The 14,693-nt window shown below is 64.2% G+C and carries 18 protein-coding genes; 16 read left to right on the plus strand and 2 right to left on the minus strand.

Going from position 1 to position 14,693, the window contains the following annotated elements; genetic code table 11:
- The first annotated feature begins 2 nt into the window (after positions 1–2).
- From hisD to tatC, 13 genes are all read left to right on the plus strand, one after another.
- Entirely contained in the window at positions 3–1,322 is a 1,320-nt protein-coding gene (gene hisD, locus AQ12_RS10150; protein ID WP_048439732.1) for a histidinol dehydrogenase, read from the plus strand.
- Positions 1,319–2,398, plus strand: a complete 1,080-nt coding sequence (gene hisC, locus AQ12_RS10155) for a histidinol-phosphate transaminase (protein ID WP_048439733.1) — start codon at positions 1,319–1,321, stop codon at positions 2,396–2,398. Before hisD ends, hisC begins: the two co-directional genes overlap by 4 nt.
- Positions 2,395–3,015: an imidazoleglycerol-phosphate dehydratase HisB gene (gene hisB, locus AQ12_RS10160; protein WP_048439734.1), complete on the plus strand. Its 621-nt coding sequence runs from the start codon at positions 2,395–2,397 to the stop codon at positions 3,013–3,015. Before hisC ends, hisB begins: the two co-directional genes overlap by 4 nt.
- Positions 3,006–3,656 (plus strand): imidazole glycerol phosphate synthase subunit HisH, encoded by a 651-nt coding sequence (gene hisH, locus AQ12_RS10165; RefSeq protein WP_369799011.1) that lies wholly within the window; start codon positions 3,006–3,008, stop codon positions 3,654–3,656. Before hisB ends, hisH begins: the two co-directional genes overlap by 10 nt.
- A 48-nt stretch (positions 3,657–3,704) precedes the next feature.
- Positions 3,705–4,448: a 1-(5-phosphoribosyl)-5-[(5-phosphoribosylamino)methylideneamino]imidazole-4-carboxamide isomerase gene (gene hisA, locus AQ12_RS10170; protein ID WP_048439736.1), complete on the plus strand. Its 744-nt coding sequence runs from the start codon at positions 3,705–3,707 to the stop codon at positions 4,446–4,448.
- A gap of 1 nt (position 4,449) precedes the next feature.
- Positions 4,450–5,208: an imidazole glycerol phosphate synthase subunit HisF gene (gene hisF, locus AQ12_RS10175; protein WP_048439737.1), complete on the plus strand. Its 759-nt coding sequence runs from the start codon at positions 4,450–4,452 to the stop codon at positions 5,206–5,208.
- Positions 5,209–5,227: 19 nt separating this feature from the next.
- Positions 5,228–5,617, plus strand: coding sequence for a phosphoribosyl-AMP cyclohydrolase (hisI, locus tag AQ12_RS10180; protein ID WP_048439738.1), 390 nt, complete (start codon positions 5,228–5,230; stop codon positions 5,615–5,617).
- Positions 5,614–6,009 (plus strand): phosphoribosyl-ATP diphosphatase, encoded by a 396-nt coding sequence (locus tag AQ12_RS10185; RefSeq protein ID WP_048439739.1) that lies wholly within the window; start codon positions 5,614–5,616, stop codon positions 6,007–6,009. The genes hisI and AQ12_RS10185 overlap by 4 nt, the downstream gene beginning before the upstream one ends.
- A gap of 18 nt (positions 6,010–6,027) precedes the next feature.
- The gene (locus tag AQ12_RS10190; RefSeq protein ID WP_048439740.1) at positions 6,028–6,384 is read left to right on the plus strand and encodes a membrane protein; all 357 of its coding nucleotides are present in this window, start codon (positions 6,028–6,030) and stop codon (positions 6,382–6,384) included.
- 14 nt (positions 6,385–6,398) lie between these two features.
- The gene (locus AQ12_RS10195; protein ID WP_048439741.1) at positions 6,399–6,761 is read left to right on the plus strand and encodes a histidine triad nucleotide-binding protein; all 363 of its coding nucleotides are present in this window, start codon (positions 6,399–6,401) and stop codon (positions 6,759–6,761) included.
- An 87-nt stretch (positions 6,762–6,848) separates the two neighbouring features.
- The gene (gene tatA, locus AQ12_RS10200) at positions 6,849–7,100 is read left to right on the plus strand and encodes a Sec-independent protein translocase subunit TatA (RefSeq protein WP_048439742.1); all 252 of its coding nucleotides are present in this window, start codon (positions 6,849–6,851) and stop codon (positions 7,098–7,100) included.
- 43 nt (positions 7,101–7,143) lie between these two features.
- Entirely contained in the window at positions 7,144–7,617 is a 474-nt protein-coding gene (gene tatB, locus AQ12_RS10205; protein ID WP_048439743.1) for a Sec-independent protein translocase protein TatB, read from the plus strand.
- Entirely contained in the window at positions 7,617–8,399 is a 783-nt protein-coding gene (tatC, locus tag AQ12_RS10210) for a twin-arginine translocase subunit TatC (RefSeq protein WP_369799009.1), read from the plus strand. Before tatB ends, tatC begins: the two co-directional genes overlap by 1 nt.
- A gap of 26 nt (positions 8,400–8,425) precedes the next feature.
- On the opposite strand, the gene AQ12_RS10215 is transcribed toward tatC, so the two are convergent.
- Both AQ12_RS10215 and AQ12_RS10220 read right to left on the minus strand, forming a co-directional pair.
- A complete protein-coding gene (locus AQ12_RS10215; RefSeq protein WP_048439811.1) occupies positions 8,426–9,382 on the minus strand; it encodes a cation diffusion facilitator family transporter in 957 nt (318 codons plus the stop codon).
- A gap of 61 nt (positions 9,383–9,443) precedes the next feature.
- A complete protein-coding gene (locus AQ12_RS10220; protein WP_053076657.1) occupies positions 9,444–9,797 on the minus strand; it encodes a winged helix-turn-helix domain-containing protein in 354 nt (117 codons plus the stop codon).
- Between the two features lie 344 nt (positions 9,798–10,141).
- Between AQ12_RS10220 and AQ12_RS10225 the strand changes: the two genes are divergently transcribed.
- The 3 genes from AQ12_RS10225 to AQ12_RS10235 form a co-directional block, all read left to right on the plus strand.
- A complete protein-coding gene (locus tag AQ12_RS10225; RefSeq protein ID WP_053076658.1) occupies positions 10,142–11,044 on the plus strand; it encodes a hypothetical protein in 903 nt (300 codons plus the stop codon).
- A gap of 45 nt (positions 11,045–11,089) precedes the next feature.
- Positions 11,090–12,910, plus strand: a complete 1,821-nt coding sequence (locus tag AQ12_RS10230) for a cytochrome c3 family protein (RefSeq protein ID WP_053076659.1) — start codon at positions 11,090–11,092, stop codon at positions 12,908–12,910.
- A partial coding sequence (locus AQ12_RS10235; RefSeq protein WP_202967495.1) for a cytochrome c3 family protein occupies positions 12,907–14,693 on the plus strand: 1,787 nt, incomplete at its 3' end. The genes AQ12_RS10230 and AQ12_RS10235, both read left to right, overlap by 4 nt.

Genomic DNA, 14,693 nt, shown 5'->3' on the forward strand with positions numbered 1-14,693 from the left:
CGATGAACTGGACTGCCCGGCCGCTGCGCCTTGCGACCGACTCAGCCGATTTCGAAGCGCAATTCAACCAGCGCCTGCATTGGTCGGCTGATACCGATTCGCAGGTCGAAACGGCGGTCGAAGGCATTCTTGCCGACGTGAAAAAGCGCGGCGATGCAGCGGTGCTGGAATACACGGCCCGATTCGATGCGCTGGATGTCACCGCAATGGCGCAGCTCGAACTGGAAGCGCGCGAACTCAAGAACGCCTACAACCAGTTGCCCGCGCAGCAGCGCGAAGCCCTGCAGGCCGCCGCCAATCGCGTGCGTGCGTATCACGTCGCCCAGAAGCGAGCGACCGGCGAGAGCTGGAGCTATCGCGATGAGCACGGCACGCTGTTGGGCCAGAAGGTCACACCGCTGGACCGCGTGGGCATCTATGTGCCCGGCGGCAAGGCGGCATATCCGTCATCGGTGTTGATGAACGCGATTCCGGCGCAGGTCGCAGGCGTCGGCGAAATCATCATGGTGGTCCCCACGCCGCGTGGCGAGAAGAACCAGCTGGTGCTGGCTGCCGCCTATGTGTCGGGTGTGAGTCGCGCGTTCACCGTGGGCGGTGCGCAGGCGGTCGGCGCGCTGGCTTACGGCACGCAGACGATTCCACGCGTGGACAAGATCACCGGGCCGGGCAACGCCTATGTGGCAAGCGCCAAGCGGCGTGTTTTCGGCGCGGTGGGCATCGACATGATTGCCGGCCCCAGCGAGATCCTCGTGCTGGCCGATGGCACCACGCCGCCCGACTGGGTCGCGATGGACTTGTTCTCGCAAGCCGAGCACGATGAGCTGGCGCAGAGCATTCTCTTGTGTCCCGACGCTGCGTACATCGAGCAGGTGCAGCAGGCGATCGACCGCCTGCTTCCTGAAATGCCGCGCGCCGAAATCATCGCGAAGTCACTGAGCGGCCGCGGAGCGCTGATCCATACCCGCAGCATGGAAGAAGCCTGCGACATCAGCAATCGCATCGCGCCCGAACACCTGGAAATTGCAAGCCACGATCCGCACCTTTGGGAGCCGCGCCTGAAGCACGCGGGCGCGATCTTTCTCGGCGCATGGACGAGCGAGTCGCTGGGCGACTATTGCGCCGGGCCCAACCACGTGCTGCCCACCAGCGGTACCTCCAGGTTTTCCAGCCCGCTGGGCGTGTATGACTTCCAGAAGCGCAGCAGCCTCATCGAGGTGAGCGAAGCCGGCGCGCAGGCCCTGGGCGCCATTGCTTCGGTGCTGGCGCATGGCGAAGGCCTGCAGGCCCATGCGCGTGCGGCAGAAATGAGGCTGAAACGATGAGTGATTCACAACAGACCGTGCCGCTGCACGTCTTCCGGCAAGACGTGCAGTCCATGCACGCGTATGCCATCCAGGACTCCAGGGGCCTGGTCAAGCTCGACGCGATGGAGAACCCGCACCGGCTGTCACCTGAGCTGCAGGCTGCATTGGGCAAGCGCCTCGGCGCGCTGGCGCTCAATCGCTACCCCGGTGACCTGCCCAATGAGCTGCGCGCAGCGCTGGCGAAACACGCGGGCATGCCCGATGGCTTCGACATCATGCTGGGCAACGGCTCAGACGAATTAATCTCGCTGCTGGCGCTCGCGTGCGACGTGCCCGGCGCGACCATCCTCGCACCCGAGCCGGGCTTCGTGATGTATGCGATGAGTGCAAAGCTGCAGGGGCTGAACTTTGTCGCCGTGCCGCTCACCGCAGACTTTGAGCTCGACGCCGATGCGATGCTGGCCGCGATTGCGCAGCACAAGCCCGCCATCGTCTACATCGCCTATCCGAACAACCCGACGGCCAACCTGTGGAACGACGATGCCATCGAACGCATCATCCAGGCAGCTCCCGGCATCGTGGTGATGGACGAGGCTTACCAGCCGTTTGCCGCGCGCAGCTACATCGACCGCGTTGCGAAGCACTCGCATGTGCTGCTGATGCGCACGATGAGCAAGTTTGGCCTGGCCGGTGTGCGCATCGGCTACATGATCGGCCCCAAGGCGCTGATCGCCGAGGTGGACAAGGTTCGCCCGCCCTACAACATCAGTGTCCTCAACGCCGAAACGGCCCTGTTTTGCCTGGAGCACGAAGCCGTCTTCGCCGCGCAGGCCGCCGACATTCGTGAGCAGCGCGCCTTGCTCGTGACGGCGCTGGCCCGAATCCCTGCCGTGAAGTCCTGGCCCAGCGATGCCAACATGATCCTGGTGCGCGTGCCCGATGCCGCGAAGACCTTCGACGGCATGAAGTCGCATGGCATCCTGGTCAAGAACGTTTCTAAAATGCACCCATCGCTGGCCAATTGCCTGCGCCTGACGGTCGGCACCGCAGAAGAAAATGCGCAGATGATGAAGGCCCTCGAAGCTTCCCTATGACCACTGTCCCCACCACCGCAACCGCCACCGAACGCGTCGCTGAAGTCACCCGCAACACAGCGGAAACGCAGATCACCGTGCGGGTCAACATCGACGGCACGGGCAAGTCACGCCTGTCGACCGGTATCGGCTTTTTCGACCACATGCTCGACCAGATCGCGCGGCACGGCCTGATCGATATCGAGATCGAAGCCAAAGGCGACCTGCACATCGACGGCCACCACACGGTCGAAGATGTGGGCATCGCTTTCGGCCAGGCTGTGTTCAAGGCGATTGGCGACAAGAAGGGCATCCGCCGCTACGGCCATGCCTATGTGCCGCTGGACGAAGCGCTGTCGCGCGTGGTCATTGATTTCTCGGGACGCCCCGGCCTGGTCATGGATGTGCCGTTCAAGAGCGGCATGATCGGCACCTTTGACAGCCAGCTCGCCCACGAGTTCTTCCAGGGCTTCGTCAATCACGCCTTCGTCACGCTGCATATCGACAACCTGCGCGGCCAGAACGCACACCACCAGTGCGAAACCGTGTTCAAGGCTTTCGCCCGCGCGCTTCGCTTTGCGATGGAGCTCGATCCGCGCATGGCCGGCACCATTCCATCCACCAAGGGATCGCTCTGAAAACTGTCGCGGTCGTCGACTACGGCATGGGCAACCTGCGCTCGGTGGCGCAGGCGGTGATGCATGTCGCGCAGGACTCGGGTTACCAAGTCCTGGTGACCTCGCGCCCCGACGAAGTTCGCGCGGCCGAGCGGGTCGTGCTGCCGGGGCAGGGCGCGATGCCCGACTGCATGCGGGAACTGCGTGACTCGGGCCTGAAGGAATCGGTGCTCGAAGCTGCGGCGACCAAGCCGCTCATGGGTGTGTGCGTCGGCATGCAGATGATGCTGGACCGCAGCCACGAAGGGCCGACCGACGGACTGGGGCTGATCCACGGCGAAGTACTCAAGTTCGACCTGCAGGGCCGTTTGCAAGCCGATGGCAGCCGGTTCAAGGTTCCGCAGATGGGATGGAACCAGGTCTACCAGGCCGTGCCGCACCCCATCTGGGCGGGCGTGCCGGATGCGAGTTACTTTTATTTCGTCCACAGTTTCTACGCCCGGCCGTCGGATGCGCGCCACAGCGTAGGGGAAGCCGATTACGGCGGTCGCTTTACGGCCGCGATTGCACGCGATAATATTTTTGCTACCCAGTTCCATCCCGAGAAAAGTTCGGACCAGGGCCTGACCCTTTATCGCAATTTCCTGCACTGGACTCCCTGAAACCCACGTTCCCGCCGGCATCGTGCCCGGCGCTGTCCGCATCTGACCATGCTTTTAATTCCCGCGATCGATATCAAGGACGGCCACTGCGTGCGCCTCAAACAGGGCGACATGGAGCAGGCGACCACCTTCAGCGAAGACCCCGCCGCCATGGCGCGCACCTGGCTGGCGCGCGGCGCCCGTCGCCTGCACCTGGTGGACCTCAACGGCGCCTTCGCCGGCAAGCCGCAGAATTTCGCAGCAGTCAAGACCATCCTCAAGGCGGTCGGTGACGATATCCCGGTGCAGCTGGGCGGCGGCATCCGCGACCTGGACACCATCGAGCGCTACATCGACGGCGGCCTTCGCTACGTCATCATCGGCACCGCCGCCGTGAAAAACCCCGGGTTCCTCAAGGATGCATGCAGCGCGTTTGGCGGGCACATCATCGTGGGCCTCGACGCCAAAGACGGCAAGGTCGCCACCGATGGCTGGAGCAAGCTCACGGGGCATGAAGTGGTTGATCTCGCGCGCAAGTTCGAGGACTGGGGCGTCGAATCGATCATCTACACCGATATCGGCCGTGACGGCATGCTCACCGGCATCAACATCGAAGCGACGGTGAAGCTGGCGCAGGCGCTCACGATTCCCGTCATCGCCTCGGGCGGGCTGGGCAGCATGGCGGACATCGAGAACCTCTGCGCGGTTGAAGACGAAGGCATCGAAGGCGTGATCTGCGGCCGCGCGGTGTATTCGGGCGATCTCGACTTCGTGGCGGCGCAAGCCAAAGCCGACGAACTCGGCCAGGCCTAGCGTGCTCGCCAAAAGAATCATCCCCTGCCTCGATGTCACGGGCGGGCGCGTCGTCAAGGGCGTGAACTTCGTTGAACTGCGTGACGCCGGTGACCCGGTTGAAATCGCGGCCCGCTACAACGAGCAGGGCGCAGACGAGCTCACCTTCCTGGACATCACCGCGACCAGCGACAACCGCGACCTGATCCTTCACATCATCGAGGCAGTCGCCTCCCAGGTTTTCATCCCGCTGACCGTCGGCGGGGGCGTGCGAACCGTCGAGGATGTGCGCCGATTGCTCAATGCAGGCGCCGACAAGACCTCGTTCAATTCCGCTGCCATCGCGGACCCTTCGGTGATCAACGCAGCCTCCGACAAATACGGCGCGCAGTGCATCGTGGTGGCCATCGACGCCAAGCGAAGGGTGGGCGGCGGCTGGGACGTGTACAGCCACGGCGGCCGCAAGAACACCGGGCTGGACGCCGTTGCCTGGGCCACCGAGATGGCGCAGCGCGGCGCTGGCGAAATCCTGCTCACCAGCATGGACCGGGACGGCACCAAATCCGGGTTCGACCTCGAATTGACTCGCGCGGTCAGCGATGCGGTCTCGGTGCCGGTCATTGCTTCGGGCGGCGTGGGCACCCTCGACGACCTGGCCGACGGCATCCAGATTGGCGGCGCCGATGCGGTGCTGGCCGCCAGCATCTTCCACTACGGCGAATTCACCGTCGGCCAGGCCAAGGCGCGAATGGCCGAGCGCGGCATCCCGGTTCGCCTGTAGCTCGCGTCACAATACCGCCATGGATTGGTTGGATCAGGTCAGGTGGGACACGAATGGGCTCGTCCCCGTCATCGCGCAGGAAGCCTCCAGCGGCGATGTGCTCATGTTCGCGTGGATGGATCGCGAGGCACTTGCACAGACGGCTGAAACCGGCCGCGCGGTGTACTACAGCCGCTCGCGAGCGAAGCTGTGGTTCAAGGGCGAAGAGTCGGGCCATGTGCAGGCCGTCCACGAAATGCGGCTCGACTGCGACAACGACGTCGTGCTGCTCAAGGTGACGCAGCACGGGCACGACCCGTCCATCGCCTGCCACACAGGACGGCACAGTTGTTTTTTCCAGCTTTACCGTGATGGAAAGTGGGAATCGGTGGAGCCGGTCTTGAAAGACCCCTCGACCATCTACAAATGAAGAGCGACGCAATGAAAGCGCAATCCAACGCAAGCGATGTCCTGGCACGGCTGGCCGACATTGTCGAGAGCCGCAAGAAGGCCAACGGCGGCGATCCGCAGGCCAGTTATGTCGCGCGGCTGCTCGACAAGGGGCCGGATGCATTTCTCAAGAAGGTCGGTGAAGAGGCGACGGAACTGGTGATGGCCGCGAAAGATGCGGACCACGGCGGCGATCGCGCCAAGGTGGTGAGCGAGATGGCCGACCTGTGGTTTCATTGCCTGGTCGCGCTGGCGCACTACGATCTGAGGCCCGCCGATGTGCTGGCCGAGCTCGAGCGCCGCGAAGGCACGAGCGGCATCGAGGAAAAAGCCCTGCGCAAAGTGCAGGCCCGTGAAAACCTGGAACAGTGACCTGAAGGAGCAGACGCAATGGCCGAAACTGATTTCGCGGTTTTCGAAAGCAAGAACGAGGGCGACCGCACCTTCATGTACATCCTGTACGGGCTGCACACCATCGCGTGGGCGAGCTTCGGATCGCTTGCCGTGATTGCCCTCATCCTGAACTACGTCAAGCGCAGCGACGAGCAGGACGCGGTGTACGCGAGCCACCACAACTACATGATCTCCACCTTCTGGTGGACGCTGCTCTGGCTGCTCGTCACCTCGCCTTTGTTCATCCTGTTTTTCGTGCCCGGCATGATCGCCTGGACCATCGTGGGCCTGTGGTACCTCTACCGGTGCCTGCGCGGCATCGTCAAGTTCGCCGACGGCAAGCCGCCGTTCTGAAAAGGAAAGCGTCCATGAGCGCCAGTGACCCGAGCTGCATTTTCTGCAAGATCGTCGAAGGCAAGATCCCGTCGCGCAAGGTTTACGAAGACGACGAGATGCTCGCCTTCCACGACATCAACCCCTGGGCTCCGGTTCATTTCCTGATGGTTCCCAAGGAGCACATCGCATCGATGGCGCAGGTGGAAGACAGGCACCAGGCGCTTTTAGGCCGCATGATGGCCCTTGCACCCAGGCTGGCGCTGCAGGAAGGTTGCCGGCCCTATCCACAGGGCGGCTTTCGCATTGTTACCAATACCGGGGCCGAAGGCGGACAGGAAGTCCAGCACCTGCACGTCCACGTCATGGGCGGCCCGCGCCCCTGGGCCAAAGGCTGAGTTCGCAGGCTTTTCCTGCGTGAGTTCGCCAAAGGGTCATTCACCCTGCGCGACTAGAATCATCCCCAATCAGTACAGGAGAAATTCATGGGTTCCTTTTCGATTTGGCATTGGCTGATCGTCCTTTTGATCATCGTGCTGGTCTTTGGCACCAAGAAGCTCAAGAACATCGGCACCGACCTCGGCGGAGCGGTGAAGGGCTTCAAGGACGGCATCAAGGACGGCGCCGCGCCCGAAACACCGGTGCCGCCCCAGGCGCAGAGCCAGGTGAGTGCCTCGCAGCAGCCCGGCGCACCCGACAAGACGACGATCGACGTCGAAGCTCGCAACAAGAGCTAGACCCGGTGAATGACTGCGTGAATGACCTGATGGACGCCTCGCTGTGATCGATCTGGGCATCGAGAAGATGATGGTGATCGGCGCCGTGGCGTTGATCGTCATCGGCCCCGAAAAACTGCCGCGCGTCGCACGCACGGTGGGCACGCTCCTGGGCAAGGCGCAGCGTTACGTGGCCGACGTCAAGGCCGAGGTCAACCGGTCCATGGACCTGGAAGAGCTCAAGAAGATGAAGGAGACGGTGGAGACGGCTGCGCGCGACGTCGAAAGCTCCATCCACGGCGGCATGAGCCAGGTGGAGCGCGATCTCAATGACGCCGCTTCGCTGTCGAACAGCACGACCGATATGTCGGCGCTGGAAATGCCGCAGATCTACCCTGAATACCGTCACCCCAAGAAGAAGTGGCGCATCAAGCAGGGCGCCACGCCCACCTGGTACAAGGCGCGAAACGGCATCCGTACCAAGGCGCTTTCAGGCGCGGCACGAGTGGCCCGCTACCGCCCGCATAAATTCAACTGATGGACACGAACAAAGAAGACGAGCTCGCGGGCACCGAGCAGCCCTTCGTCGCCCACCTCGTCGAACTGCGCGACCGCCTGATCAAGGCGATGATCGCGATCGGCATCGTGGCGGCCGTGCTGTTCATGTACCCCGGTCCGGGCGCGCTCTACGACATCCTGGCTGCGCCGCTGATTGCGCACCTGCCCAAGGGCGCGACGCTGATCGCCACCTCGGTCATTTCGCCTTTTCTCGTCCCGCTCAAGATCCTGCTGATGAGTGCTTTTCTCATCGCATTGCCTGTGGTGCTGTACCAGGCCTGGGCCTTCGTCGCGCCGGGGCTTTATTCGCACGAAAAGAAGCTGGTGATGCCGCTGGTGATCTCCAGCACGCTGCTGTTTTTCATCGGCGTGGCGTTTTGCTATTACTTTGTCTTCGGGCAGGTGTTCGCCTTCATCCAGAGCTTTGCGCCCAAGAGCATCACGGCTGCACCTGATATCGAGGCCTATCTCAGCTTTGTGCTCACCATGTTCATCGCATTCGGCCTGGCTTTCGAGGTGCCGGTGGTGGTGGTGGTGCTGGCTCGCATGGGCATCGTCACCGTGCAGAAGCTCCGGGAGTTTCGCGGTTACTTCGTGGTGCTGGCGTTTGTCATAGCTGCCGTGATCACGCCGCCCGATGTCGTGTCGCAGCTGGCCCTGGCCGTGCCGATGTGCCTGCTCTACGAAGTGGGCATCTGGGCCTCGACCATCTTCATCAAGCACACCAAAGCGCCCGAAGAAAGCGCCGCGTCCACGGATTGATTGCGCAGACTGATCGCAGCGTGCGGTCAGTTGGGGGTGACTGACGCGCTCGCGTGGTCACCATCGGGGCGAAGCCACGGGTCCACGTGCGTCATGAGGTTGAGCACCCGGTGGCGCTGCATCACACGCTGGCGCGCCTCAACGGCGATATCGTGCCCCGCCTCGACAGTGAGTGTTCCATCGACCTCGATGTGCGCATCGACGACGATCATGTCGCCCATCTTGCGGGTGCGGATGTCGTGAACATTCTTCACGCCGGGGGTTGCCACCAGCGTCTGGCGGATCGCGCTGACCTCCTGGTCATCCACCGACCTGTCCATGAGGTCGTGCATCGCATCCCAGCTGAAGCCCCATCCCATTTTGGCGACCATGAAGCCGACGATGAGGGCTGCAATCGGGTCAAGAATCGGGTACCCCGCCAGATTGCCGATGATGCCGATTCCCACGACCAGTGAGGACGCCGCATCCGATCGGGCATGCCAGGCGTTGGCTACCAGCATGCTCGACTTGACCCGCTTGGCGACCGACAGCATGTAGCGAAAGAGCAGCTCCTTGGAGACGAGTGCGCCGCCGGCCACCCACAAGGCGATGACATGCACCTGCTGCACCAGTTCGGGCGATTGCAGTTTTTGGGCGGCCGACCAGAGCATGCCCACCCCAACCGCCAGCAAGAGCGCGCCGAGTATGAGCGAGGCCGCCGTTTCAAAGCGCTGGTGGCCGAAAGGATGGCCTTCGTCGGCCTCCTTCTTTGCGTGGTGGCTGGCGAACAGCACGACAAAGTCTGCGACCAGGTCCGACAGCGAGTGAATGCCGTCTGCGACCAGGGCCTGCGACTTGGCCAGGATGCCGACTGTGATCTGCAGGGTGGTGAGCACCAGGTTGACGCCCACACTCACCCAGGTGCTGCGGGCCGCAGCCGTGGCGCGCTGCGCCGGCGTGTGCAGCGGATCTTCCGGGTCGTCGTCGAAGTCGTCGGGTTTCATGGTCAGTCCGGTTTGCGGCCATCGCCAGCCGCCCCCACTGGGCATGGCAACTGGACGGCAATTACCCGATCATGGCATTGGCCTGCGGCCAGCCGTCGGGATTGAGCCTGAAACCCACGCCGCGCCGGGTTTCGATGATTTCCGGCTTGAGCTTGCGCCGCAGTGCGTGGATATGGACGTCGATGGCGTTGCTGCTCAACTCCTGGCCCCAGCGGTACAGGCGCTGTTCGAGCGTCTCGCGTCTCACCGTGTCCCCGGCATGCTCGACCAGCACCCGCAGCACGACAAGCTCGCTGCGCGTCAGCGCTACCCGTTCGCCTCTGGCGAAGACGGCCCCTTGCGCCATGTCAAAGACGATCTCGCTCGCCGCGTGCAGGCAGCGGTAACGCTCCTGCCCGAGCTGGGGGCTGGGCAAGGAGACGAGCGCTTCTACGCGATGGGGATGGCTGCACACCCCTGCAGGCTGCGCGCCCTTGCTTAACCGGGGCTGAAGTTGTGGGCGCGTCCGGCTTCAACTTCAGGTCCGCTTCAGGTGCACGCCCGAACATCAGGCGGGGCGATTGTGGAACGCCGCCCACGATCATGCATGCCAAGGTATTACCGGATGTAAATCCAGTCAGGGGTTTTCAATGATCTCGCCACGCATTGCGACGCCAAGCTCTCACTCAGCAGTGAGGCCGTCCGGCGTGACTGCCCCGTCTGTTACATCTACAGACGAGCTTAATGCGCGCGGTTGCAATTGCCGCAAGAGTGGCTGACATGGGCTCTCCCGACACCACTTTCCCGACTCCCGTGCAGCCGAACCCCCGCGTCGCATCGAAGCCGCGGCGCGTCTTCAGCGAGAAGCTGGTCTATCTGGCCATCGCAGCCCTGGTGCTGGGCGCGTGGGGCGTGGTCGACATGACGGGCCTGAAAGCCGGCTCCGATACCGGCTACTGGCTGGGCGTTGCAGGCGGCGTCATGATGCTGCTGCTGTTTGCCTATCCACTGCGCAAGCGCGTGCGGGTGATGCAGCACTGGGGCGCGGCCAAATGGTGGTTTGCCGTGCACATGCTGCTGGGCATCGGCGGGCCGGTGCTGATCCTGGTTCACTCCACCTTCCACATCGGCTCGCTGAACGCGGGCGTGGCGCTCTACAGCATGCTGATCGTGGCGGCCAGTGGTGTCGTGGGGCGCTTTCTCTACCTGCGCACGCACCGCGGTCTCAGCGGCGAACTGGAAGGCCTTGCGCAGTTGCATCGGCGCCTGGGTCTGCATCACGACAGCCTGCACCGGATGTTTGAGGACGCCCCTGCCGTGGAACGCGAGCTCCTGGCGTTCGAGGCCGATGCCCTGCGCGTGCCGGGTCGCTGGGGCAGGCATGCACGCGCCTTTGCCGTGTTGCCGTGGCGCCAGCTTGCCGCGCGACGCCGGTGCATGGCTGCGTTGCAGCTGGCGGTGCAGCGGCGCGCACGGGCACGCAACTGGAATGCGGCCCGGCGTCGCGCCGAGTACCTCTCGATGCGCGAACACGTGCTGGACTATTTGCAGCTGGCGCTGCGGGCTGCGCAATTCGACAGCGCCACGCGGCTGTTTTCGCTGTGGCACGTGCTGCATGTGCCATTTGTGTATGTGATGGTGCTGTGTGCCCTGGTCCATGTGGTGGCCGTGCACGCCTATTGATGACATGCGCCGCCATGCAGTCCCGCCGCCGCCCCATCCCTTGCCATGAGCGTTGCCGCAAGCATGTTCCGGCTGGTTGCGGCATGCATGCTGCTGTGGCTGCTGCCCGGCCAGCCATCGCACGCGCAGACCGTGGAGTCGGTGCTGGCGCCGGGGGTGCTCGTCAAGGCCCACGCCAAATGGGACAACAGCTGCCGCAGCTGCCACATTCCGTTCGATCGCAAGGCGCAGGACAAGCTGTGCGTGGACTGCCACAAGGACATCGGCCGCGACCTGGCCGAGCGCACCGGCCTGCATGGACGCCAGAAGCCGCAGCCCTGCCGCAGCTGCCACACCGACCATCGGGGGCGTGACGTGCAGATTGCGCCGCTCGATACCCGTACGTTCGACCATCAGCTCACCGACTATGTGCTGCGCGGCAAGCATCGTGAAGCCGAATGCAGCAAGTGCCATGCACCCGGCAAAAAATACAGCGCTGCCGCGCACGACTGCCAGAGCTGCCATCGCAAGGACGACGTTCACAAAGCCGCGCTGGGGCCCAAATGCGAGAGCTGCCACGACGAAAGGAACTGGCGCGACACCCGCTTTGACCACAGCAAGACCCGGTTCGAGCTGAGCGGTGCGCACCAGGGCGCGAAGTGCGAGTCGTGCCACAAGAGCCGCGAGTACAAGGAAACGCCGATGACCTGCATCGGCTGCCACCGCAAGGACGACAGGCACAAGGCGCAGTTCGGCGAAAAATGCGAGAGCTGCCATGGCGAGCGGCGCTGGCGCGACATCAGCTTTCGCCACGACACCGACACCCGCTACCCCTTGCGCGACAAGCATCGCGAAGTTCGCTGCACCAGCTGCCACACCACGACGCTTTACCGCGAGAAGACGTCCACCGAGTGCATCAGCTGCCATCGCAAGGACGACAAGCACAAGGGAACGCTCGGCCAGCAATGCGCAAGCTGCCATACCGAGCGCGGCTGGAAGGAAGTGCAGCGCTTCGATCACGACCGCACCGCGTATCCGCTGCTGGGCAAGCATGTGCAGGCAGCCTGCAAGGACTGCCACCAGAGCCAGGTGTATCGGGAGGCGCCGAGCACCTGCGTGGCCTGCCATCGCAAGGACGACAGGCACGAGGCGAAACTGGGCGAGCGCTGCGCCGACTGCCACACCGAGACGAACTGGAAGGCGACGCGATTCGACCATGCACGCACCCGCTTTGCGCTGCGCGGCGGGCATGCGGCAGCAACTGTTGCCTGCAAGGATTGCCACCGTGACGTACGCAGCTATCGCAACACGCCCACCAGTTGCCTGAGTTGCCACCGCAAGGATGACAGGCACGAGGCGCAATTGGGTGAGCGCTGCGAGAGCTGCCATGACGACGTGCGCTGGAACAAGGCGCGCTTTGATCACGCGCAGGCGCGTTTCGCACTGGGCGGCGCACACACCATCGTGCCGTGCAAGAGCTGCCATGAGAGCCTGCGCTATCGCGATGCACCGCGCGATTGCATCGGCTGCCATCGCAAGGACGACCGGCACAAGAGCCGGTTCGCCAGCGCATGCGAGAGTTGCCACAACGTGCGCGCCTGGCGGCTGTGGCGCTTCGACCATGAGCGCCAGACCAACTATCCGTTGACCGGCGCGCATGTGAAGGCGGCCTGCGAAACCTGCCACACGCAACCCGCACCGGCCGGTCGAAGCGCTGCTGCTGTCTCGCGTGAGTGCGTCGCTTGCCATGCGAAAGACGACGCGCACGACCGAGACTTTGGCGCGCGCTGCGATCAATGCCACGTGACCACGCGGTGGAGCCAGGTGCGCCATCGCTCGGCTGGGCCTGCGCCTGCGCCTGCGCCTGCATCGGGGACGGGCCGATGAGAACGATCCGTCTTGCCTGCATGGCGCTCGTCGCGTTGTTCGCCCTGCTGATGGCGGGCGCGGCGACGGCGGCAACGACCAGCGAGTTCGACCACCTGCGCACCGGCTTTGCGCTCAAGGGCGCGCACCAGAACCAGCGCTGCGAGAGCTGCCATATTGGCGGCGTCTTCAAGGGCACGCCCCGCGACTGCGAGTCGTGCCACACCAGTGGCGGCCGCTTTGCCCGCAACAACACCGTCAAGGCGGCCACCCATATCCCGACCGTGCTGGCCTGCGATACCTGCCACAACACGCGCAGTTTCAGCGTCGCGCGCATGGACCACGTGGGCGTGGCCGCAGGCAGCTGCGCGAGCTGTCACAACGGCGCGCAGGCGACAGGCAAGACCGGCGATCACATCCAGACGACGGCCAGTTGCGACAGCTGCCATCGTCCCACCGCCTGGAAGCCCGCCAGCGGTTTCAGTCATGCGGGTGTGGTGGCAGGCACTTGTGCGACGTGCCACAACGGCCAGCGGGCGACCGGCCGACCCGCCACGCATACGCCCTACACGGCGGTCGCGGCGCTCGCATCCATGGCTTGTGACAGCTGCCACAAGGCCGGCTTTGCGTCGTGGACGCCGGCGCGGCTGCACACCAGTGCCGCAGTCAGCGCCCAATGCGCCAGCTGCCACAGTGCAAGCAAGCCCAACACACCGATACACGCCGGCCAGAGCACCTGCGAGACCTGCCACAAGTCCACCACCAGCTGGAGCGCGGGCAAGGTCGATCACGGTGCGTTCAATGCCTCGACCAATTGCACCAGTTGCCACAACGGCAGCGCCGCGACGGGCAAGCCGGGCGCGCACATCCCGGTGGCAGCGGCCAACTGCGTGAGTTGCCACAACACCACCGGCTGGAAGCCCACCAAGTGGAACCATGCGCAACTGGCTGTGAGCGGCCAATGCGCCAGCTGCCACAGCGGTGCCAATCCACCGGCCGACGGCAAGCCTGCGACCCATACGCCATACCAGAGCGTTGCGAGCCTGGCGGCTGCCAACTGCGACAGTTGCCACAAGGCCGGCTTCACCAGCTGGGCGCCTGCGCGACTGCACGCCAGCGTGACGGTGAGCAGCCAGTGCGCGAGCTGCCACGCAGCGCTCAAGCCGGCGACGGCCATCCATGCCGGCCAGACGGTATGCGAGAACTGTCACAAGAGCACGAGCAGCTGGAGTGCTGGCAAGGTCGATCACAGCGCGTTCAATGCCTCGACCAGCTGCACCAGTTGCCACAACGGCAGTGCGGCGACCGGCAAGCCCGGTGCGCACATCCCGGTGGCAGCGACCAACTGCGTGAGTTGCCACAACACCACCGGCTGGAAGCCGACCAAGTGGAACCACACCCAGGCCACGGTGGTGAACCAATGCGCCAGTTGCCACAGCGGCGCGTTCACCGCCGCCAGCGGCAAGCCCGCGACGCACACGCCTTACCAGAGCGTTGCGAGCCTGGCAGGCGCCAACTGCGACAGTTGCCACAAGGCAGGCTTCTCGTCTTGGACACCAGCCCGCCTGCATGCCAGCGTGTCGGTGAGCGGTCAGTGCGCCACCTGCCATGCTGCGATCAAACCCGGCACCGCCATCCACGCGGGACAGACCGTGTGCGAGAGTTGCCACAGCAGCACCAGCAGCTGGAGCACCGCCAAGGTCGATCATTCGACGTTTACTGCCGCCACCAATTGCGCCAGCTGCCACAACGGCAGTGCGGCGACGGGCAAGCCGGGTGTTCACATTCCGGTGGGCGCGACCAA

This window comes from Caenimonas sp. SL110 (genome assembly GCF_001044395.1).
Lineage (GTDB): Bacteria > Pseudomonadota > Gammaproteobacteria > Burkholderiales > Burkholderiaceae_C > Ramlibacter.

Excerpts from the sequence above, each read along its gene's own strand:
- hisD (WP_048439732.1), top strand. The coding sequence starts at position 3 with ATGAACTGGACTGCCCGGCCGCTGCGCCTTGCGACCGACTCAGCCGAT.
- hisC (WP_048439733.1), top strand. The coding sequence starts at position 1,319 with ATGAGTGATTCACAACAGACCGTGCCGCTGCACGTCTTCCGGCAAGAC.
- hisB (WP_048439734.1), top strand. The coding sequence starts at position 2,395 with ATGACCACTGTCCCCACCACCGCAACCGCCACCGAACGCGTCGCTGAA.
- hisA (WP_048439736.1), top strand. The coding sequence starts at position 3,705 with ATGCTTTTAATTCCCGCGATCGATATCAAGGACGGCCACTGCGTGCGC.
- hisI (WP_048439738.1), top strand. The coding sequence starts at position 5,228 with ATGGATTGGTTGGATCAGGTCAGGTGGGACACGAATGGGCTCGTCCCC.
- AQ12_RS10185 (WP_048439739.1), top strand. The coding sequence starts at position 5,614 with ATGAAGAGCGACGCAATGAAAGCGCAATCCAACGCAAGCGATGTCCTG.
- AQ12_RS10190 (WP_048439740.1), top strand. The coding sequence starts at position 6,028 with ATGGCCGAAACTGATTTCGCGGTTTTCGAAAGCAAGAACGAGGGCGAC.
- AQ12_RS10195 (WP_048439741.1), top strand. The coding sequence starts at position 6,399 with ATGAGCGCCAGTGACCCGAGCTGCATTTTCTGCAAGATCGTCGAAGGC.
- tatA (WP_048439742.1), top strand. The coding sequence starts at position 6,849 with ATGGGTTCCTTTTCGATTTGGCATTGGCTGATCGTCCTTTTGATCATC.
- tatC (WP_369799009.1), top strand. The coding sequence starts at position 7,617 with ATGGACACGAACAAAGAAGACGAGCTCGCGGGCACCGAGCAGCCCTTC.
- AQ12_RS10215 (WP_048439811.1), bottom strand. The coding sequence starts at position 9,382 with ATGAAACCCGACGACTTCGACGACGACCCGGAAGATCCGCTGCACACG.
- AQ12_RS10225 (WP_053076658.1), top strand. The coding sequence starts at position 10,142 with ATGGGCTCTCCCGACACCACTTTCCCGACTCCCGTGCAGCCGAACCCC.
- AQ12_RS10230 (WP_053076659.1), top strand. The coding sequence starts at position 11,090 with ATGAGCGTTGCCGCAAGCATGTTCCGGCTGGTTGCGGCATGCATGCTG.